This is a genomic window from Acinetobacter sp. 778_lipA (assembly GCF_058242985.1).
Map to the genome: position 1 here is coordinate 48,136 of NZ_JBZAYT010000001.1, position 22,178 is coordinate 70,313.

Annotated in this window: 16 protein-coding genes and 5 tRNA genes; all 21 read left to right on the forward strand. The window is 41.5% G+C overall.

Annotation, left to right across the window (positions count from 1 at the left end):
• Window positions 1–193: 193 nt before the first annotated feature.
• Window positions 194–520 (forward strand): H-NS histone family protein, encoded by a 327-nt coding sequence (locus AC4CUY_RS00255; protein WP_336952386.1) that lies wholly within the window; start codon window positions 194–196, stop codon window positions 518–520.
• A gap of 163 nt (window positions 521–683) precedes the next feature.
• Complete coding sequence (gene gspN / locus AC4CUY_RS00260) at window positions 684–1,427, forward strand: type II secretion system protein N (protein WP_490773542.1); 744 nt, start codon at window positions 684–686, stop codon at window positions 1,425–1,427.
• Window positions 1,427–2,272 (forward strand): type II secretion system protein N, encoded by an 846-nt coding sequence (locus AC4CUY_RS00265; protein ID WP_490773543.1) that lies wholly within the window; start codon window positions 1,427–1,429, stop codon window positions 2,270–2,272. The genes gspN and AC4CUY_RS00265 overlap by 1 nt, the downstream gene beginning before the upstream one ends.
• Window positions 2,273–2,313: 41 nt before the next feature.
• Window positions 2,314–4,560: a type II secretion system secretin GspD gene (gene gspD / locus AC4CUY_RS00270; RefSeq protein WP_336952383.1), complete on the forward strand. Its 2,247-nt coding sequence runs from the start codon at window positions 2,314–2,316 to the stop codon at window positions 4,558–4,560.
• 184 nt (window positions 4,561–4,744) lie between these two features.
• On the forward strand, window positions 4,745–5,467 hold the full coding sequence (locus AC4CUY_RS00275) for an FHA domain-containing protein (RefSeq protein ID WP_490773544.1): 723 nt from the start codon (window positions 4,745–4,747) through the stop codon (window positions 5,465–5,467).
• A gap of 93 nt (window positions 5,468–5,560) precedes the next feature.
• Window positions 5,561–6,229, forward strand: a complete 669-nt coding sequence (locus tag AC4CUY_RS00280) for an HAD-IA family hydrolase (RefSeq protein WP_490773545.1) — start codon at window positions 5,561–5,563, stop codon at window positions 6,227–6,229.
• 131 nt (window positions 6,230–6,360) lie between these two features.
• Window positions 6,361–7,854 carry an anthranilate synthase component I gene (gene trpE, locus AC4CUY_RS00285; protein WP_336952379.1) on the forward strand — a complete coding sequence of 498 codons (1,494 nt, stop codon included), beginning with the start codon at window positions 6,361–6,363 and terminating at the stop codon, window positions 7,852–7,854.
• A 98-nt stretch (window positions 7,855–7,952) separates the two neighbouring features.
• Window positions 7,953–8,028: transfer RNA gene (locus AC4CUY_RS00290), tRNA-Thr, on the forward strand.
• Window positions 8,029–8,081: 53 nt separating this feature from the next.
• Window positions 8,082–8,165 (forward strand) — tRNA-Tyr (locus tag AC4CUY_RS00295).
• Between the two features lie 33 nt (window positions 8,166–8,198).
• A tRNA-Gly gene (locus tag AC4CUY_RS00300) sits at window positions 8,199–8,274 on the forward strand.
• A gap of 11 nt (window positions 8,275–8,285) precedes the next feature.
• A tRNA-Thr gene (locus AC4CUY_RS00305) sits at window positions 8,286–8,360 on the forward strand.
• A 144-nt stretch (window positions 8,361–8,504) separates the two neighbouring features.
• A complete protein-coding gene (tuf, locus tag AC4CUY_RS00310; RefSeq protein WP_004723653.1) occupies window positions 8,505–9,695 on the forward strand; it encodes an elongation factor Tu in 1,191 nt (396 codons plus the stop codon).
• 50 nt (window positions 9,696–9,745) lie between these two features.
• Window positions 9,746–9,821, forward strand: a tRNA-Trp gene (locus tag AC4CUY_RS00315).
• A 74-nt stretch (window positions 9,822–9,895) separates the two neighbouring features.
• A complete protein-coding gene (secE, locus tag AC4CUY_RS00320; protein WP_004718489.1) occupies window positions 9,896–10,336 on the forward strand; it encodes a preprotein translocase subunit SecE in 441 nt (146 codons plus the stop codon).
• A gap of 7 nt (window positions 10,337–10,343) precedes the next feature.
• Window positions 10,344–10,877, forward strand: a complete 534-nt coding sequence (gene nusG / locus AC4CUY_RS00325; RefSeq protein ID WP_004718486.1) for a transcription termination/antitermination protein NusG — start codon at window positions 10,344–10,346, stop codon at window positions 10,875–10,877.
• Window positions 10,878–10,994: 117 nt separating this feature from the next.
• Window positions 10,995–11,423 carry a 50S ribosomal protein L11 gene (rplK, locus tag AC4CUY_RS00330; RefSeq protein WP_004718484.1) on the forward strand — a complete coding sequence of 143 codons (429 nt, stop codon included), beginning with the start codon at window positions 10,995–10,997 and terminating at the stop codon, window positions 11,421–11,423.
• A 3-nt stretch (window positions 11,424–11,426) separates the two neighbouring features.
• A complete protein-coding gene (rplA, locus tag AC4CUY_RS00335; RefSeq protein ID WP_004718482.1) occupies window positions 11,427–12,122 on the forward strand; it encodes a 50S ribosomal protein L1 in 696 nt (231 codons plus the stop codon).
• A 361-nt stretch (window positions 12,123–12,483) separates the two neighbouring features.
• Window positions 12,484–12,990 (forward strand): 50S ribosomal protein L10, encoded by a 507-nt coding sequence (rplJ, locus tag AC4CUY_RS00340; RefSeq protein ID WP_336952377.1) that lies wholly within the window; start codon window positions 12,484–12,486, stop codon window positions 12,988–12,990.
• A gap of 48 nt (window positions 12,991–13,038) precedes the next feature.
• Complete coding sequence (rplL, locus tag AC4CUY_RS00345; RefSeq protein ID WP_004818508.1) at window positions 13,039–13,404, forward strand: 50S ribosomal protein L7/L12; 366 nt, start codon at window positions 13,039–13,041, stop codon at window positions 13,402–13,404.
• 304 nt (window positions 13,405–13,708) lie between these two features.
• Window positions 13,709–17,797 (forward strand): DNA-directed RNA polymerase subunit beta, encoded by a 4,089-nt coding sequence (rpoB, locus tag AC4CUY_RS00350; RefSeq protein ID WP_004718475.1) that lies wholly within the window; start codon window positions 13,709–13,711, stop codon window positions 17,795–17,797.
• Window positions 17,798–17,942: 145 nt separating this feature from the next.
• Window positions 17,943–22,136 (forward strand): DNA-directed RNA polymerase subunit beta', encoded by a 4,194-nt coding sequence (rpoC, locus tag AC4CUY_RS00355; RefSeq protein ID WP_336952374.1) that lies wholly within the window; start codon window positions 17,943–17,945, stop codon window positions 22,134–22,136.
• The last annotated feature ends 42 nt before the right edge of the window (window positions 22,137–22,178 follow it).

Sequence of the window (22,178 nt, forward strand, 5' to 3'; positions counted from 1 at the left end):
CATAAGAAAACATATTCTTTCTTATCAGGTTTATTTTACTATTAGAAATAAGCCTTTTGATGTAATTATAATAATGTTTTTGTTGTTTTATGTGTTTATTGAGGAATATATGTATTGCTTATTGGAATAAATGAAAATACTATTGCCATGAAGTTATTTTAAATAAGTATTAAGAAATTTACGTGGAGAGTTAATGATGCCTGATATTAGTAATTTATCGGTAGAAGAGTTAAGAAAGCTAACAGCTGAAGCAGAAGCTTTAATTGAAACTAAAAAAGATCAAGCCGTTGAAGACGCTTATAATAAAATTATTGAAATTGCGCAATCTGCTGGTTTAACTTTAGAGCAGTTTATTGAATACGGCGCACAAAAGCGCAAAAAGACAACGCGTAAAGCGGTTGAGCCGCGTTATCGCAATAAAAAAGACACTTCTGAAACTTGGACTGGACGTGGTAAACAGCCACGCTGGTTGGTTGCAGAAATTGAAAAAGGTGCAAAATTAGAAGATTTCTTGATCTAATCTTCATCTAAGTGTCATTCAAAGGCCTTAAACTTAAAGAACCAAGCAAATCTGCTTGGTTTTTTTATACGAGTGAATTGGCGTTATGCAAAAATTATGCATAATGTACAAACAAGAGGGCATCATCTTGCATGGAAGAATAAATGAATGATGGTAAAGATGAATGAATAAAAAATCAAAACAGATCACGTGGTGGATTACTGGAGTGGTCGCTTTTTTAATTTTTGTACTTTTACAAGTCCCTGCAACATGGCTGATTTCTAAATTTTATAAGAACAATCAAACCTTACAAAATGTGAGTGGAAATATTTGGCAAGGACAAGCAGATTGGCATAAAGGTAATTTACGGGGTTCCGTTTCGTGGAGGACACGCCCGTGGGATCTGATATTATTACGTGTGGGTGCAAATATTGAAGTACACAGTGGGCAGACCCAACTGAATGGGATAGTGGGCTATGGTATTGGTAAAAAAATAATAATTAATCAGATGCAAGGTCAGATTGCACCAGAAACTTTAAAGAATATTGCAAATTGGCAGTGGCCTGCAAATGCAATTCAAATTTCAGATACAAGCCTGCGTTTTAAAAAAGATACTGGATTTAGTGATGTTGACGGACAAATGCATTGGGGAGGGGGTGAGCTTCGGTATACTTTTGGACAACGTCAAGATCAAATGAATATCCCATCTTTAAAAGCGCAATTTAAAGATGAGGCGGGTAAACTGATTTTTGATATACAAGATCAACGTAGTCAGAAAATGGCCAATATCAGTTTAGATCCAACCATGATGTTAGATGTGCAGTTAACACAACGGATGTTGCTCAATGTGCCTTCCTACGATGGAAAGGCAGGTTTGGATAGTTTTGTAATTAGTTCAAGACAACCGCTCATTCAAGGTGGTTTCTGATGAATATAAAAGAACAGTTTGAAAATATTTCTTGGAAAAAAACAGAGCATCTTGCACCTGTTGTTTTATTTCTTTTAATTTTAGCATTGTGTTGGAAACTGGCCTCGATTTTTTGGTGGGTGGTTGCGCCACCACAAGTCATGCAACCCGAGCAAGTGAATCTAGGTTCACAACAAGTTCAAGTTCCAAATATTTCAAGCTTTTCATTATTTGAGGAAGTTGGATCTAGTACGACAGCGGATGACAGTATTCCGATGGTCTTACAAGGTGTAGTCGTCAGTTATCCAGCACGGTTTTCATCCGCAGTAATTAAAGTTAAAGAAACAGCAGATCGTTATGCGGTCGGTGACACAATCGAGGGTACTAGTTACCAGTTATCCGAAGTATATTGGGATCATATTGTTTTAACTCAAAGTGGAAATAACAGTAAAGAGTTGCGTTTTACAGGGCTGGATAGTTTGTATCAGCCTATGCCAGGGCAATCTACAGATCAAAATACTAGTCCGCCAGCAAGTACTCCTGCACCATCGCAACCACAAAACTCAAGCCAAAATGCTTTGGGGCAAGCGATTGATAGGATGAATGAAAATCGGGACGAATACCTAAAGAACATGGGGGTTAACGCAAGTGGCGGTCAAGGCTATGAAGTGACAGATCAAACCCCCGCAGCGCTCCGAAATAAACTGGGATTAAGATCTGGAGATCGCATTCTTTCGCTCAATGGACAATCAGTTGGTCAAGGACAGAGTGATGTTCAGCTGCTAGAACAAGCAAAGCGGGATGGCAAAGTAAAAATTGAAATTAAGCGTGGTGATCAGGTGATGACCATTCAGCAAAGTTTGTAAGTGGCTAGGACTACAAATAAAATTAGGAAAGATAATAAGTTATGGCTTTTTTGAATCACAATCGACCACTTTGGGCTTTAGTTGCAGCGGCACCAATGCTGGTTGCAGTTAGTACAGCTACACATGCACAGACGTGGAAAATTAACTTACGCGATGCTGATCTCACTGCTTTTATCAATGAAGTTGCAGATATTACGGGCAAAAATTTTGCGGTCGATCCCCGTGTACGTGGCAATGTCACGGTTATTTCAAATAAACCTCTAAATAAAAATGAAGTTTATGACCTATTTTTAGGGGTGCTGAATGTCAATGGTGTAGTGGCTATTCCATCGGGGAATACCATTCGTTTGGTACCAGACAGTAATGTCAAAAATTCTGGTGTACCTTATGATCCACGGAATAATGCACGTGGAGATCAGGTTGTGACACGTGTGATTTGGTTGGAAAATACCAACCCCAATGATTTGATCCCAGCATTACGTCCATTAATGCCACAATTTGCGCATTTGGCAGCAATACAGGGCACCAATGCGTTAATTGTGTCAGATCGTGCAGCAAATATTTATCAACTTGAAACCATTGTTCGGAACTTGGATGGTACTGGGCAAAATGATATTGAAGCTGTTCCTTTACAACAGAGTCAAGCTGAAGAAATCATTAAGCAATTGGATGCAATGAGTTCGACAGGTGCATCCAAAGATTTTGCTGGGGCTCGGGTTCGTATTATCGCTGATGCGCGAACCAACCGTATTTTGATTAAAGGGGATACAGGTACACGTAAACGTATCCGCAACATGATTGAAATGTTGGATGTCCCGTCTGCTGATCGTTTAGGTGGGCTTAAAGTCTTTAAATTAAAGTATGCTAGTGCAAAGAATTTATCTGAGATTTTGCAAGGTTTGGTGACTGGTCAGGCAGTCAATTCTAGTTCAAATAATTCTTCTAATAGTAGTTCTAACAACAGCAATAGCAACAGTTTTAACAATAATAACAATTCATCATCGAATACCGGCTCAAGCACTGGAAGTAGTATTTCAACACCAGCAATTAATTTAAACAGCAACTCAAATAACAATAATCAAAATAACATCACCAGTTTTAATGCCAATGGTGTGAGCATTATTGCAGATGGCGCTCAAAATGCGCTGGTGGTTAAAGCTGAGCCACAACTGATGCGCGAAATAGAGGCTGCCATCCAACAGCTTGATGTACGTCGTCAACAAGTTTTGATTGAAGCGACGATTATTGAAATACAAGGCAATGATGCAGATCAGCTTGGTGTGCAATGGGCAATGGGTGATTTAAGTAGTGGTGTGGGTTTAATTAATTTTGATAATTTGGGTACGAGTTTATCAAAATTGGCTGCAGGTTATTTAACAGGTGGTGCTTCTAGTTTAGGTGCACTCGGTGCAGGAACTTCACTTATTGTTGGGGATTATAAAGAAGGTGCAGACGGTTCACGCAGATTATATGGTGCGATGATTCAGGCTTTAAAAGAGCGTACAAAATCCAACCTCTTATCTACACCATCTATTCTTACCATGGACAATGAAGAAGCATATATTGTCGTCGGTGAAAATGTTCCATTTGTTACTGGCTCAGTCAGTACTGGGACAGGTGGCACCGTCAATCCATATACCTCAATTGAGCGTAAGGATGTGGGGGTGACGTTAAAGGTAATTCCGCATATTGGTGAGGGCGGTTCGATTCGTTTAGAAGTTGAACAAGAAGTCTCAGGCGTTAAGTCAAGTAAAGGGCAAGCTCAAGATTTAGTGACCAGCAAGCGTTCAATCAAAACTACTGTAACCGCAGATCATGGGCAAACCGTGGTGTTAGGTGGCTTGATTTCTGATGATACTGTTCTTGGTCGTCAGTCTGTGCCATTGTTAGGTGATATCCCAGGCTTAGGCCGGTTATTTAGATCGGATGCAAAGTCGAACATAAAGCGGAATTTACTGGTGTTTATCCATCCAACCATCGTGGGTGGGGGTGCCGATATACGCCGTATATCTCAACAACGTTATGATCAGCTGTATAGCCTGCAATTGGCGATGGATAAAGATGGTAATTTTGCTAAGCTCCCTGCCAATGTTGATGATGTTTTTCAGCAACGATTGCCGTTTAGCTCGACACCAAGTTCGCAACCTAAGCTGGTACAACCGCAACCGACAGCACAACCTTCAAGTCAGTATCAAAAGGTGCCTACAGGAGCCAAGACAAGTGCAGTACAAGGTAATGCTGTGACTACACCCGTTGCAGAAGAACCAAATGATATCCGTAAGCAGTAGCATTGTGGGCTTCGCGTAACAAGTGCTTCTAATCACTTGCTTTATTTGATATTTAAAATAGTTTGTTAAAGTATTGTGGTGTGTTCTGTTGTGGCATGAACAAAATAAAGCTTGGTTTTGCGCTGATTTAGTACTGTAGAAATGTCATGCTAAGATAGACTTGAATTAGAATGGGAAGATAATCATGACTTGGAAATTACAAGCAATTACAGGTGAGTTAGAAGGGCAGGAAGTCACGATCGATCGTGATATGCTAGTTGGTCGCCATCAAGATGCAGACCTGTTATTACAAGCTGCGGAAATTTCACGTCGCCATGCTGCATTCTTATTAAAAGAAGATGCGCTTTGGGTTCAAGATCTAAAGTCATCTAATGGTACATTTGTGAATGATATCCGTATCGATCAAGATAAATTGTTGATGGACGGTGATATTGTTCAATTTGCCAGTGTTAAATTTAATGTGCTTGCGCCAGTAAAACCTGTTGTTCTGCAAACTGAACATACAGCGTCTGAGGATGAAGTTCAACCCGTTGTAGCTTCACTAGAAACGCCAGTTCAACAACCAGCAGAGGCTGTGGCGACTGCTGAAATCAAACCAGCTACCCCCGTAGAACGTACAGTGGCAGATCAGATGAATGAACAGGGTATGCCTGAGCTTTCAGAACGAGATAGCAGTGTTCAAATCAACCGTGAAGGTATGCCCTCTGGTGTAGCAATCCCTAAACCTGCCCCAATTCCAGAAAATGTGGATATTCATGCGGCTACACAGCTCAAAGTAGAGCAGGTTAAAGCACCTGAATTTGTGGCAGACGAACATGTTGAAACCCAGAAAAATGCAAAGTTAGGTTTGGCAACACTGGTGATTTTGATCATTTTGGCAATTATTGCATGGCTATTGTTCAAATAATTAGCAAATGCGCTACACTCAAGGCATGCAATCGCATGCCTTTGTTTTTTGTATTTTCGTTTTTAAATTTAAAACTCGATTTAGGTGTAAATCATGAATGTGGCAAAGCTAGACCAACGCGAACTGATTTTATTTGATTTGGATGGGACATTGGTTGATTCAGCATTTGATTTATATCGTGCCATGAATTTAAGTCTAGCGCGTTTGAACTTACCCCACGTCACTGAACAACAGGTTCGGGTTTGGATTGGTAAAGGCACTTCATTATTTTGTGAAAGTACATTGAAGTATTTAAAAGGTGAAGTGGATCCTGTACTGCATCAACAGCTTTTAGATACATTCTTGGAAATTTACAATGCAGAGCCTTGTGTCGATACCAAGCCATTCTCTGGAATTTTAGAATTTTTAGAATGGGCAATTAAAAACAATAAGAAATTGATTTGTGTGACCAATAAACCAGAACAACCCGCACGAAAAATTCTAGAAGACTTGCAAATGGATCACTATTTTGTCGATGTAATAGGTGGTGATCGTTTTGAAGTGCGTAAACCACATCCAAAACCATTATTGTATTGTGTTGAAACTTATCAGTCATCAACTGACAAAACCTTGATGATCGGCGATTCAAGTAATGATGTGGAGGCTGCACGCCGTGCAGAGGTTGATTGTATTGTGGTCAGCTATGGTTATAATCACGGTGAAGATATTCAACTCTGTCAGCCACAACAAGTAGTGGATGATTTAACAGAGCTTTTGGCTTAATACCTGTATATTTAAATTGTTGCGAAAAAAAGGGAAGAGGAATGAATAGCAAACGCACTTTTCGATGGCGTCACTAAGTGAAAGGCAGAGACATCCATACTTAGTATTATCGAAAATAGAGAGAATTCCTGATGACAACCTTAGCGCAGTTTGAACAATTAAAATCAGCGGGTTATAACCTTATCCCCGTATATCGCCAACGCTTAGCCGATACTGATACGCCATTATCTGTATTTGCACGTTTAAAACAGCATCAACAAGCTTATCTTTTTGAATCTGTTGAAGGTGGCGAAAACTGGGCAAGATATTCAATTATTGGACTGGGTGAGTCAATCGTATTTTCCTGTAATGCAGGACAGCTCACGATAAAATCGGTAGATGGCTCGATAGATACCCAGCCATGCGCAGATCCATTTCAATATATCCGCGATTTTCAAGCGCAGTTTAAAGTACCCACACAACAAGATTTACCTGCACTGCCTAATTTTACCGGCGGCTTGGTGGGTTATTTTGGTTATGATGCAGTACGCTATATTGAGCCACGGTTAAAGAATGTGCCTGAGGCAGATCCAGTTGGACTACCTGATTTATGGATGATGTTATCTAAAACCGTCATTGTGTTTGATAACTTAAAAGATACTTTGTTTTTAATTGTGCATGCAGATGTTAATGATACAGAGGCTTATGCTAAGGCTCAGCAACAGCTGGATGAGATTGAGGCATTATTGGCTATGCCAATTAGCTTGGTTGCCAAAAAACATAGCGCTCCACATTTTGAGTCACTGACTGGACACGACAAATTCCTTGAGTCGATCGAGAAAGTTAAAGAATACATTCGTGCTGGTGATGTAATGCAGGTTGTCCCTGGGCATCGTATGGTGTCGGATTTTGATGGTGAGCCCTTACAGGTTTATCGTGCATTACGACATCTCAATCCATCACCGTATTTATTTTTGGTACAAGGGCAGACCCTTTTAGATCAAAAGCCGTTCCATATCGTCGGATCTTCACCGGAAATTCTTTCTCGACTGGAAAATGGGATCGCGACTGTACGTCCGCTTGCAGGTACACGTCCACGAGGAAAAACCAAAGAAGAAGATTTGGCACTTGAAAAAGATTTACTTTCCGATGAAAAAGAGATTGCGGAACATTTAATGCTGATTGATTTAGGTCGTAATGATGTGGGGCGTGTCTCGAAAATCGGTAAAGTGCAAGTGACTGATCAAATGGTGATCGAACGTTATTCACATGTCATGCATATTGTTTCCAATGTACAAGGTGAAGTGCTGGATGATGTCGATGCTTTGGATGTTTTTAAGGCAACTTTTCCAGCAGGGACGCTTTCAGGTGCGCCAAAAATTCGTGCAATGGAAATTATTGACGAAGTTGAGCCAGTAAAACGTGGAATTTTTGGTGGTGCAGTGGGTTATTTGGGTTGGCATGGTGAAATGGACATGTCGATTGCGATCAGAACTTGTGTTATTCGTGAAAATAAGGTCTATGTACAGGCTGGCGCAGGCTTGGTTGTCGATTCAAATCCTGAATCAGAGTGGAATGAAACCCAAATAAAAGCTCGCGCAGTGATCAAAGCGGTTGAATTATCGTCAAACGGATTGATTTTATGAGTTTTTGAGGTTTTTTTTGCAAAAAACACTTGCAAGGATTCTGAGTTTTGCTAAACTGCACACCGTTCCGATACGAAACGTACGAAACACTAAGAAACGCCGGCATAGCTCAGTTGGTAGAGCAACTGACTTGTAATCAGTAGGTCCACAGTTCGAATCCGTGTGCCGGCACCATCTTAAGGTTTTGTGTTATAATGTTGAAGAACGACACTGAAAGTAAGTGTAAAGGTGAGATTCCCGAGCGGTCAAAGGGAGCAGACTGTAACTCTGCCACGAAAGTTTCGAAGGTTCGAATCCTTCTCTCACCACCATTACTTCGATAAGTGGTTAATTACCAACATTAAGCGGGAGTAGCTCAGTTGGTAGAGCGGTAGCCTTCCAAGCTACATGTCGCGAGTTCGACCCTCGTCTCCCGCTCCATCGAAGATGATGCTCTTATAGCTCAGTGGTAGAGCACTCCCTTGGTAAGGGAGAGGTCTCGAGTTCAAATCTCGATAAGAGCTCCAGATACAATTTGGTAGATTATTCTACACCAGTTTCTCAAAAGCAGGCTTATTAGTCTGCTTTTCAAGTATTAGGTGTCTAGTTTTTTAGACGATTGTCGATGCTGAGTTGTTTAACTCGTGTTCGACATAAACGAGGAAGGGCAAATGGCTAAGGCTAAGTTTGAACGTAATAAGCCACACGTAAACGTGGGTACAATTGGTCACGTCGACCATGGTAAAACAACTTTAACTGCTGCAATTGCAACAATTTGTGCAAAAACTTACGGCGGTGAAGCTAAAGACTACGCAGCAATCGATTCTGCACCAGAAGAAAAAGCACGTGGTATTACAATTAATACTTCACATGTAGAATACGATTCTCCAATTCGTCACTACGCTCACGTAGACTGCCCAGGTCACGCCGATTATGTTAAAAACATGATCACTGGTGCTGCTCAGATGGATGGTGCGATCCTTGTATGTGCTGCGACTGATGGTCCAATGCCACAAACACGTGAACACATCCTTCTTTCTCGCCAAGTAGGTGTACCTTATATTCTTGTATTCCTTAACAAGTGTGACCTTGTTGATGATGAAGAATTACTTGAATTGGTAGAAATGGAAGTTCGTGAACTTCTATCTACTTATGACTTCCCAGGTGATGACACGCCTATCATCCGTGGTTCAGCACTTGCTGCACTTAATGGTGATGCTGGTCAATATGGCGAATCAGCTGTACTTTCACTTGTTGAAGCGCTTGACTCTTATATCCCAGAACCAGAACGTGCTATCGATAAAGCATTCTTGATGCCAATCGAAGATGTATTCTCTATTTCTGGTCGTGGTACAGTGGTAACAGGTCGTGTAGAGTCTGGTATCGTTAAAGTCGGCGAAGAAGTTGAAATCGTTGGTATTAAAGATACAGTTAAAACAACTGTAACTGGCGTAGAAATGTTCCGTAAACTTCTTGACGAAGGTCGTGCGGGCGAGAACTGTGGTGTTCTTTTACGTGGTACTAAGCGTGAAGACGTACAACGTGGTCAAGTACTTGCTAAACCAGGTACAATCAAGCCGCACACTAAATTCGATGCAGAAGTATATGTGCTTTCTAAAGAAGAAGGTGGTCGTCATACTCCGTTCCTTAACGGTTACCGTCCACAGTTCTACTTCCGTACAACTGATGTAACTGGTGCAATCCAATTACAAGACGGCGTTGAAATGGTTATGCCAGGTGACAACGTTGAAATGTCAGTAGAACTTATCCACCCAATCGCAATGGACCCAGGTCTACGTTTTGCGATCCGTGAAGGTGGTCGTACAGTTGGTGCTGGTGTAGTTGCTAAAGTAACTGCATAACCGCTAATATGTTTATTCTAACCGAGAGTTTAGGCTCTCGGTTTGTTTATAGGTCAGTAGTTCAATTGGTAGAGCGTCGGTCTCCAAAACCGAATGTTGGGGGTTCGAGTCCCTCCTGACCTGCCATTTTTTAAATAAAAAACTTGATGTCGGCTAAACTGGTCATATAATAAGTCGCGAAACCTACGACGAGTACAAAAATGTCGAATGATAAATCACGTGACGCAATGGGCGGCGCGGCAATTCCTCAAAGCAACAATTCTGCTGAAATGGTGAAGACAAGTTCTCCATTTGATTTTATTTTGTGGATCATTGCATTAGCTTTATTTGGCGGTGCGTTGATGACAAATCAATATCTTCCAGCGTATTGGGCACCTGCAAATAGTGTCTGGGTGCGTATTGGGGTAATTTTAGCTTGTATCATCGTAGCTTTAGGTTTATTATACGCCACCCATCAAGGCAAAGGCTTTGTTCGTTTGCTTAAAGACTCTCGTATCGAATTGCGTCGAGTTACATGGCCTACGAAACATGAAACAGTAACCACTTCATGGCAAGTTCTCCTCGTTGTTGTAGTTGCCGCAATTATTTTGTGGTGTTTTGACTATATCATCGGTTGGTTTATGAAGTTTATTATCGGGTAAGAGAGCTATGAAACGTTGGTACATTATTCATGCCTATTCAGGTTATGAAAAACAAGTGATGCGTTCACTTAATGATCGAATCCAGCGTAGCGCTGTTGCTGATAGTTTTGGTGAAGTCCTTGTTCCTACCGAAGAAGTGGTAGAGATGAAGGATGGTAAGAAACGTAAATCAGAGCGTAAATTCTTTCCTGGCTATGTGTTAGTCGAAATGGAAATGAATGATGAAACTTGGCACATTGTTAAAGAATGTCCAAAAGTATTAGGTTTCATCGGTGGTACAGCTGAAAAGCCAGCACCAATTACGCAAAAAGAAGCTGATGCGATTCTTGCACGTGTACACAACAAAGGCGAAGCACCTCGTCCTAAGACGATGTTTGAGCCGGGTGAAGAATTACTTGTTACTGACGGTCCATTCACAGACTTTAAAGGTGTGGTGGAAGAAGTTCAGTACGAAAAATCACGTTTAACGTTGACGATTAATGTATTTAATCGACCAACTCAAGTTGAATTGGAATTTCGCCAAGTCGAAAAAACAATTTAATTTGCACTGTTTGAAAGCGCCCGATTTGTTATGGATCGGGCATTGTTGTTGTAACGGTATCGTTACTTGAAATGTTGGGGAGCTCTAAAAGGCGTTTGTACCCAGAGGTAATTTGAAATGGCTAAGAAGATTGACGGCTATATCAAGCTGCAAGTTCCAGCTGGTAAAGCGAATCCATCTCCACCGATTGGTCCTGCACTAGGTCAACGTGGTGTTAACATCATGGCATTCTGTAAAGAATTCAATGCTGCGACACAAAAAGTTGAACAAGGTCTTCCAATTCCTGTAGTGATCACTGTGTACAACGATAAGTCGTTCACATTCATCATGAAAACTCCACCTGCTGCGATTCTTCTTAAGAAAGCTGCTGGTATCCAAAAGGGTTCTGCTGTACCAAACAAAACTAAAGTTGGTAAGTTGACTCGCGCTCAGTTAGAAGAAATTGCGACTACTAAAGAACCAGATTTAACTGGTGCTGATTTAGACGCACGTGTACGTACCATTGCTGGTTCTGCGCGTTCTATGGGCTTGGAAGTGGAGCTATAAGACATGGCAAAGTTAACTAAACGTCAAAAAGCCATTGCTGCAGCTATTGAAGCAAACAAAGTTTACACTTTGGAAGAAGCAGTACAAGTTCTTAGCAGCCTACCTGCTGCAAAATTCAAAGAATCTTTGGATGTTGCGGTAAATCTAGGTGTTGATCCTCGTAAATCTGACCAAGTTGTTCGTGGCGCGACTACACTTCCTGCAGGTACTGGTAAAACTGTACGTGTTGCTGTGTTTGCTCAAGGCGCTGCTGCTGAAGCTGCTAAAGCTGAAGGCGCGGACATCGTTGGTTTTGATGATCTTGCTGAAAGCATTCAAGCGGGTAACTTAGATTTCGACGTTGTGATTGCTGCTCCAGATGCAATGCGTGTTGTTGGTAAGTTGGGTACGATCCTTGGTCCACGTGGCTTAATGCCAAACCCTAAAGTGGGTACTGTAACTCCTGACGTAGCAACTGCAGTTAAAAATGCAAAAGCTGGTCAAGCACGTTACCGTGTAGACAAAGCGGGTATCATCCATGCTGCGATCGGTCAAGTAGGTTTCACTGCTGAAGCTGTTCGTTCAAACGTTGAAGCGCTTATCGCTGACCTTAAGAAAGCAAAACCTGCGACTTCTAAAGGTATCTACATCCAAAAGATCACTTTGAGCTCAACTATGGGTCCTGGTCTTGTTGTTGATGTACAAAACGTTTCTAAATAATTATTTTTCAATAATTATATTGAGATAAAAGAATTTTAAAGTCCTGAGTGAAATTTGAAGTGTTACTTCAAATTTTACGCAAGAAAGAGTGATGACTTCTATTGAGGTTGAGCTTTTCTTCTTGTGGATTGATAAAGCATTGCTTTGTTAATCATCAGGCGGACTTTGAATTGATAGATGTAAATTTATCAGCGTCAAAGACCTCAGGCGAGGGGAGTCTTCGGATTCGCTTCTTAAAATACCAGTCTGAGTAGACGCGGTGGTGTGATTGATTCCTCCTCCGCGTGTAAGTCAAGAGATTGATTTACGAATTGGGAGTGCAGTCCGTGGATTGCATAAATCACCGTTAGGAGGTTTTACAATGGCTCTTCTTATCGAAGACAAAAAACAGATCGTTGCGGAAGTAAATGAAGTTGCTTCTACCGCGTTTGCTGCTGTTGTTGCTGACTACCAAGGTTTAACAGTTGAACAATTGACTACACTTCGTGTTGAAGCTCGTAAGTTAGGTGTTAAGACACGTATCGTGCGTAACACTTTGGCTAAACGTGCTTTCGAAGGTACTCAATTTGATATCTTAGACGAAAACCTTGTTGGTCCAACTATTCTAGCTTTTTCAACTTCTGAAGATGACATGGGCGCAGCTGCTCGCTTGTTTGAAGAATTTGCTAAAACTAACAAAGCATTTGAACTTAAAGCTGCTGCATTTGACGGCAAACTTTATCAAGGTGCTGAAGTTAGCGTTATCGCGAATCTTCCGAACCAAGAAAAAGCACTTACTATGCTTGCCAATGTTCTTCAAGCTCCTATTTCGAAATTGGGTCGCCTTATTACAGCGCTCAAAGAGAAAAACGAGTCAGAAGCTGCATAAGCTTAATAAATTTCACACACCATTCAATATCCATTTGGAGTTATTCTCATGGCTTTAACTAACGAAGAAATCTTAAACGCAGTTGCTGAAAAAACTGTTCTTGAACTTGTTGAACTTATCTCTGCTTTCGAAGAGAAATTCAATGTATCAGCTGCTGCTGTAGCTGTAGCTGCAGGTCCTGCTGTTGCTGCTGCTGAAGAGCAATCAGAATTCAATGTTGAATTGACTTCTTTCGGTGCTAACAAAGTTGCTGTAATTAAAGCAGTACGTGAAGTTACTGGTCTTGGCTTGAAAGAAGCTAAAGACTTAGTTGAAGGCGCTCCTTCAAATCTTAAAGAAGGCGTTTCTAAAGAAGAAGCTGAAGAACTTAAGAAAAAACTTGAAGAAACTGGTGCTACAGTTACTGTTAAGTAATTTCGCTAGGGGTCGAATTTTAATTTGACCCCAAAAATTGGCTGATGGCTCTTGGGTCATCAGCCTTTTTGCGTTACAATAACCGGCTCGATTTTAGATTGATTGGTAGAAAAACCATCAATTTTTAAAATAAATAAACATAATCAAACGCTTACCAATATTTTTCCACTTTAAAAATATTGTTAAGCGTTTTGTACCACTGAAATTTGCAGCATTTGTATAAAAGTGGTGGTCATATCGACCTGCGTAATTCCTTCTAAGTTCGTTCTGCAGGCGGACTTAGTTTACTTTCCGAGGACTCCAGATGGCATACTCATATACCGAAAAGAAACGGATCCGTAAGAATTTTGGTAAATTGCCCCAAGTCATGCATGCTCCGTACCTGCTCTCGATTCAAGTCGACTCGTACAGAACATTCTTGCAAGATGGCAAAACTCCAAAAAATCGCGAAGATATCGGTCTCCAAGCTGCATTTCGTTCAGTTTTTCCTATTGAAAGTTATTCGGGCAATGCTGCTTTAGAATTCGTTGAGTATAGTCTTGGTAAACCAGAGTTTGATGTTCGCGAATGTATTCTTCGTGGCTCAACCTTTGCGGCACCAATGCGCGTTAAAATTCGTTTGATCATCAAAGATCGTGAAACGAAATCTATTAAAGACGTACGTGAACAAGAAGTGTACATGGGTGAAATGCCACTCATGACTGAGAATGGTACCTTTGTCATCAATGGTACTGAGCGTGTAATCGTATCTCAATTACACCGTTCACCAGGCGTATTCTTTGACCATGATAAAGGTAAAACGCATTCAAGCGGTAAAGTGCTTTATTCAGCACGTATTATTCCTTATCGTGGTTCATGGTTAGATTTTGAGTTTGATGCTAAAGATTTAGTCTTTGTACGTATTGACCGTCGTCGCAAATTGCTTGCGACTGTTGTGTTACGTGCATTGAGCTATAGCAATGAACAAATTCTGAATATGTTCTACGAAAAAGTACCTGTATATCTTGATATGGGTAGCTATCAGATTGACCTTGTGCCTGAACGTCTTCGTGGTGAAATGGCTCAATTTGATATCGTGGACAATGATGGTAAAGCCATTGTTGAACAAGGTAAACGTATTAATGCTCGCCATGTACGTCAAATGGAAGCTGCTGGTTTAACTAAACTTCCAGTTCCAGATGAATATTTGTATGAGCGTATTACTGCTGAAGATATCGTGCTTAAAGATGGTGAAGTGATTACTGCTAACACTGTATTAAGTCATGAGATTTTGGTCAGAATTGCTGAAGGTGGTATTAAACAATTTAATATCCTGTTCACCAATGACATCGATCGCGGTTCTTTTGTTGCTGACACCTTACGTGCAGATACAACATCTGGCCGTGAAGAAGCACTTGTAGAAATCTACAAAGTGATGCGTCCAGGTGAGCCACCAACGAAAGAAGCGGCTGAAAACTTATTCAATAACTTATTCTTCTCTACAGAGCGTTATGATTTATCGCCTGTGGGTCGTATGAAGTTTAACCGTCGTTTGGGTCGTCCTTACGAAGTGGGTACAGATCAGAAGTCTCGTGAAGTAGAAGGTATTCTTTCTAACGATGACATCATCGATGTACTGAAAACATTGGTAGAAATTCGTAACGGTAAAGGTGAAGTCGACGATATCGATCACTTGGGTAACCGTCGCGTACGTTCTGTTGGTGAAATGACAGAAAACCAATTCCGTGTTGGTTTGGTTCGTGTTGAGCGTGCTGTTAAAGAGCGTTTAAACCAAGCTGAAACAGATAACTTGTCTCCACAAGATTTGATCAATGCGAAACCAGTTGCTGCTGCAATCAAAGAATTCTTTGGTTCAAGCCAATTGTCACAGTTTATGGATCAAAACAACCCATTGTCAGAAATTACACACAAACGTCGTGTATCTGCGCTTGGGCCTGGTGGTTTGACACGTGAACGTGCGGGCTTTGAGGTACGTGACGTACATCAAACTCACTATGGTCGTGTATGTCCAATTGAAACGCCTGAAGGACCAAACATTGGTTTGATCAACTCGCTTTCTGTTTATGCAAAAGCGAACAACTTCGGTTTCTTGGAAACACCATACCGTCGCGTTGTTGATGGTCGTGTAACAGATGATGTTGAATATTTATCTGCAATTGAAGAAGTTGGTACTGTGATTGCACAGGCCGATTCTGCATTGGATAAAGATGGACATTTAACTGAAGACTTCGTTTCAGTACGTCACCAAGGTGACTTCGTTCGTATGCCACCTGAAAAAGTGACGCATATGGATGTATCGGCTCAACAGGTTGTCTCTGTCGCTGCATCTCTTATTCCATTCCTTGAACACGATGATGCTAACCGTGCCTTGATGGGTTCAAACATGCAACGTCAGGCTGTTCCTACATTGCTTGCTGATAAACCACTTGTGGGTACCGGCATGGAAGCAAACGTAGCGCACGACTCTGGTGTATGTGTGATTGCGAAACGTGGTGGACGCATTGAGTTTGTAGATGCATCACGTGTGGTTATTCGTGTCAATGAGGATGAAATGATTGCGGGTGAAGCAGGTGTAGATATCTACAACTTGATCAAATACACGCGTTCAAACCAAAACACATGTATTAACCAAAAAGTGCTTGTGAGCATGGGCGATAAAGTCGGTCGTGGTGACGTTCTTGCTGATGGTCCATCAACTGATGGTGGTGAATTAGCACTAGGTCAGAACATGCGTGTCGCGTTCATGACTTGGAATGGTTATAACTACGAAGACTCGATTTTATTATCTGAACGTGTTCTTCAAGAAGATCGTTTAACTTCAATTCATATTCAAGAATTATCATGTGTTGCACGTGATACGAAGTTAGGTGCGGAAGAAATCACTGCCGATATTCCTAACGTAGGTGAAGCAGCGTTATCTAAACTTGATGAATCAGGTATTGTTTATATCGGTGCTGAAGTTGCAGCGGGTGATATTCTTGTTGGTAAAGTGACACCTAAAGGTGAAACACAATTAACTCCTGAAGAAAAATTACTTCGTGCAATCTTTGGTGAGAAAGCGGCAGACGTTAAAGATTCATCTTTACGTGTTTCTTCAAGCGTTAAAGGTACAGTCATCGACGTTCAAGTGTTTACACGTGACGGTATCGAGAAAGATGAACGTGCTCAAGCGATTGAGAAAGCGCAACTTGATGCTTACCGTAAAGACTTGAAAGAAGAATTCAAAATTTTCGAAGAAGCTGCTCGTGAACGTATTATCCGTTTGTTAAAAGGCCAAGAGTCGAATGGTGGCGGTACTACGAAGCGTGGTGATAAGCTATCTGAAGATGTATTGTCTGGTTTAGAGCTTGTTGATCTTTTAGAAGTTCAACCAACAGATGAAGGTATTGCTGAACGCTTAACTCAAATTCAAGTGTTCTTGAAAGAGAAGAGCTACGAGATCGATGAGAAATTTGCTGAGAAAAAACGCAAACTTTCTACAGGTGATGAGCTTACAACAGGTGTCTTGAAAGTTGTTAAAGTTTACTTAGCTGTAAAACGTCGTATCCAGCCTGGTGATAAGATGGCGGGTCGTCACGGTAACAAAGGTGTTGTATCAAACATCTTGCCTGTTGAAGACATGCCGCATGACATCCATGGTGTTCCAGTTGATGTCGTACTTAACCCATTGGGTGTACCATCACGTATGAACGTGGGGCAGATTCTTGAAACTCACTTAGGTATGGCTGCAAAAGGTCTTGGCGATAAGATCGACAAGATGATGAAAGAGCAACGTACTGTTCTTGAGCTTCGTGATTTCTTAGACAAGATTTATAACAAAGTTGGTGGCGAGCAAGAAGATCTTGATAGCTTGACCGATGAAGAAATCTTGGTGTTATCAGGTAACTTGCGTAAAGGTGTTCCTTTAGCTACGCCAGTATTTGATGGTGCAGAAGAGAGTCAGATCAAAGAGTTGCTTGAGCTTGGTGGTATCTCACGTACAGGTCAAACAGTATTGTATGACGGACGTACAGGTGAGCGTTTTGACCGCCCAGTAACTGTTGGTTATATGTATATGCTCAAGTTGAACCATTTGGTTGATGACAAGATGCATGCGCGTTCTACTGGTTCTTATTCACTTGTAACTCAACAACCGCTTGGTGGTAAAGCACAATTCGGTGGTCAGCGTTTCGGTGAGATGGAAGTCTGGGCACTAGAAGCTTATGGTGCTGCTTATACACTTCAAGAAATGCTTACTGTGAAGTCGGATGACGTTGAAGGTCGTACTCGCATCTATAAGAATATTGTAGATGGTAACCATTATATGGATCCGGGTATGCCTGAATCGTTTAACGTATTGACCAAAGAGATCCGTTCTTTAGGTATCAACATTGAACTGAAAAATGGTGACTAAATCCCCCCCATTCCCCCTTTGTTAAAGGGGGGAATGTCCCCTCTTTAAGAAAGAGGGGGTAGGGGAGATGCCAAATCTCAGTGAAAAAACAATATTTGTGACCCAGTCGTAGCCTGAAAAGCGCTTCGACACACGGAGAAAAAAATTGAAAGACTTGCTCGATATCATGCGCAAAAAGACGGATTCAGATGGTCACGCTCCAGTAGAGTTTGACCGTATCCGTATTGGTCTTGCGTCACCAGAAATGATTAAGTCATGGTCTCACGGTGAAGTTAAAAAGCCAGAAACCATTAACTATCGTACGTTTAAACCAGAACGTGATGGTTTATTCTGTGCCAAAATCTTTGGTCCAGTAAAAGATTACGAATGCTTGTGTGGTAAATACAAGCGTATGAAATATAAAGGCGTCATTTGTGAAAAATGTGGCGTTGAAGTAACAACTGCAAAAGTTCGTCGTGAGCGTATGGGTCACATCGAGCTTGCTTCTCCAGTTGCGCATATTTGGTTCTTGAAATCATTACCAAGCCGTATCGGTTTATTACTTGATATGACTTTACGTGATATCGAACGTGTATTGTACTTCGAATCTTATGTGGTCACTGATCCTGGCATGACGCCAATGGAAAAGTACCAACTTCTTAACGATGAAGAATACTTCACAGCGTTAGAAGAACATGGTGATGAATTCAGCGCGAAAATGGGTGCAGAAGCAGTTCAAGATTTGTTGAAAGACATCGATCTTGAAGCTGAAATTTCTCGTTTACGTGAAGAAATTCCGAACACGACTTCAGAAACGAAGCTTAAAAAAGCCTCTAAACGTTTGAAGTTGATGGAAGCGTTCAAAGAGTCGAACAACAAGCCTGAATGGATGGTGATGAATGTACTTCCTGTACTTCCACCTGATCTTCGTCCGTTGGTACCGCTTGAAGGTGGTCGTTTTGCGACTTCTGACTTGAACGATCTTTATCGTCGTGTGATCAACCGTAACAACCGTTTAAAACGTCTTCTTGACCTTGCTGCACCAGACATTATCGTACGTAACGAAAAACGTATGTTACAAGAGTCTGTGGATGCGTTATTGGACAATGGTCGTCGTGGTCGTGCAATTACTGGTTCGAACAAACGTCCGCTTAAATCTTTGGCAGATATGATCAAAGGTAAGCAAGGTCGTTTCCGTCAAAACTTACTTGGTAAGCGTGTCGATTATTCTGGTCGTTCGGTAATTACTGTAGGTCCAACTTTACGTTTACACCAATGTGGTCTTCCAAAGAAAATGGCTCTTGAATTATTCAAGCCTTTTATCTTTGCTAAGCTACAAGCTTCTGGCCAAGCAACAACCATTAAAGCTGCGAAGAAAATGGTTGAGCGTGAAACCCCTGAAGTTTGGGACGTTCTTGCATCTGTAATTCGTCAACATCCAGTCATGTTGAACCGTGCGCCAACACTTCACCGTTTAGGTCTTCAAGCATTTGAACCTATCTTAATTGAAGGTAAAGCGATCCGTTTACATCCACTCGTTTGTGCTGCGTTTAACGCCGACTTCGATGGTGACCAAATGGCGGTTCACGTTCCATTAACACTTGAAGCTCAATTAGAAGCTCGTGCGTTAATGATGTCGACTAACAATATCTTGTCACCTGCAAATGGTGAGCCGATCATTGTACCTTCTCAGGACGTTGTCTTGGGCTTGTATTACATCACACGTGATGCAATCAATGCCAAAGGTGAAGGCATGGTGTTTGCGGATACTCATGAAGTAAACCGTGCACTTGCAACTGGTCAAGTTGACTTACATGCGCGTGTAAAAGCACGTGTACACCAAACAGTGATTGATGAAAACGGTAACCGTGAGCATCAAACAATTGTTGTAGATACGACGCCTGGTCGTTGCTTACTTTGGGAAGTTGTGCCTGAAGGTATGGATTTCCAACAAATCAACGTTGAGATGACGAAAAAGAACATCTCTAAATTGATTAACTCTTGCTACCGTAAATTAGGTTTGAAAGATACTGTTATCTTTGCTGACCAATTGATGTACTTGGGCTTCCGTCAAGCAACACGTTCAGGTGTTTCTGTGGGTATGGAAGACATGTTGATTCCACCACAAAAACAAGCAATTATCGAAAAAGCAGAAGTTGAAGTTCGTGAAATTGAACAACAATTTGAGCAAGGTTTCGTAACGGCAGGTGAGCGTTACAACAAAGTTGTCGATATTTGGGCGCGTACCAACGACCAAGTTGCGAAAGCGATGATGGATAACTTGTCCTTCACAACTGTTAAAAATAAACAGGGCGAAGACGAGAAGCAAAAATCATTCAACAGTATCTACATGATGTCTGACTCAGGTGCCCGTGGTTCGGCAGCTCAGATTCGTCAGCTTGCGGGTATGCGTGGTTTGATGGCGAAACCAGATGGTTCGATTATTGAAACGCCGATTAAAGCGAACTTCCGTGAAGGCTTGACAGTACTTCAATACTTCATTTCAACACATGGTGCACGTAAAGGTTTGGCCGATACAGCACTTAAAACTGCGAACTCTGGTTACTTGACTCGTCGTCTTGTAGACGTAGCACAAGACTTGGTTATTACAGAGCCAGATTGCGGTACGCTTGAAGGTCTTGTAATGACTCCGTTCATTCAAGGTGGCGACGTTATTGAGCCATTAAGTGTACGTGTATTAGGACGTGTAACTGCTGAAGACGTGAAAAAAGCGGGTTCAGATGAAGTTGTTCTTCCACGTAACACATTGATTGATGAAAAAATCGCTGCATATATTGAAGATGCTGGTGTTGATGAAGTTAAAGTACGTTCAGTTGTAAACTGTGCTTCCACTTTCGGTGTATGTGCGAAATGTTATGGTCGTGACTTGGCTCGCGGTCACTTGGTAAATCCAGGTGAATCTGTTGGTGTTATGGCTGCACAATCAATTGGTGAACCTGGTACACAGTTAACCATGCGTACATTCCACGTGGGTGGTGCTGCAAGCCGAACATCTGCTGCAAATAGCGTACAAGTACGTAATAAAGGTACGGTTCGTTTTCATAACGTTAAAACTGTTCAACATGCTAAAGGCCATTTGGTATCTGTTTCACGTTCAGGTGAGATCGGTATTGCAGATGACTTAGGTCGCGAACGTGAACGTTATAAACTTCCATACGGTGCGTCTATCTTGATTAAAGATGGTCAACCTGTAGAAGGCGGCGGTATTGTTGCGACTTGGGATCCGCATACACATCCATTGGTGACAGAAGTTGCTGGTAAAGCACGCTTCAGCCAAATTTCGGATGGCGTAACTGCAACATCTAAAACTGATGATGCAACGGGTATGACGACTGTTGAAATCTTACCTGTAACAGCGCGTCCTGCTTCTGGTAAAGATTTGCGTCCTGCAATCGTGTTGGATACAACAGATGGCGGCGAACAGTTCTACTTCTTGCCACAGAACACGATCGTTACTGTTCGTGATGGTGAAACGATTGGTGTTGGTGACGTTATTGGTCGTGTACCACAAGAAACTTCACGTACTCGTGATATTACCGGTGGTCTACCACGTGTAGCTGATTTGTTCGAAGCACGTAAGCCGAAAGAACATGCAATTCTTGCTGAAATCTCAGGTGTTGTAAGCTTTGGTAAAGAAACCAAAGGTAAGAACCGTTTAGTGATTACACCAGATGATGGCTCTGAAATTTATGAAGAGTTGATTCCAAAATGGCGTACCATTAACGTGTTTGAAGGTGAGCATGTTAACCGTGGTGAAACCATTTCTGATGGTCCACAAAATCCACATGACATCTTACGTTTGAAAGGTGAAGTTGCATTAACCAACTACATCGTGAACGAAGTTCAAGACGTTTACCGCTTACAAGGTGTAAAAATCAACGATAAGCATATCGAAGTAATTGTTCGTCAAATGTTGCGTAAAGTAGACATTACCGACGGTGGTGATACAAGCTTTATCAAAGGTGAACAAGTGGATTACATCCGCGTTGTGGGCGAAAACCAAGCAGTATTGGCTCAGAACAAATTTCCTGCGAAGTATGAACGTCAATTGATGGGTATTACGAAAGCATCGCTTTCTACTGATTCGTTCATCTCTGCTGCATCGTTCCAGGAAACAACACGTGTGTTAACTGAAGCTGCTGTAACAGGGAAAGAAGATGAGTTACGTGGTTTGAAAGAAAATGTTGTTGTAGGTCGCTTGATTCCAGCTGGTACTGGTCTTGCATACCATTTAGAACGTCGTCGTCAAGAAGCAGAAGCTGCAGAGCATGAGCTTGTAAATGACTTCTCTGAAGTTGATCAAGCATTCTCGCAAGCTTTAAATGAAGATACTTTCTAAGTTAAACAGCTTTTGAAATGAAGAAGACGCCTTAGGGCGTCT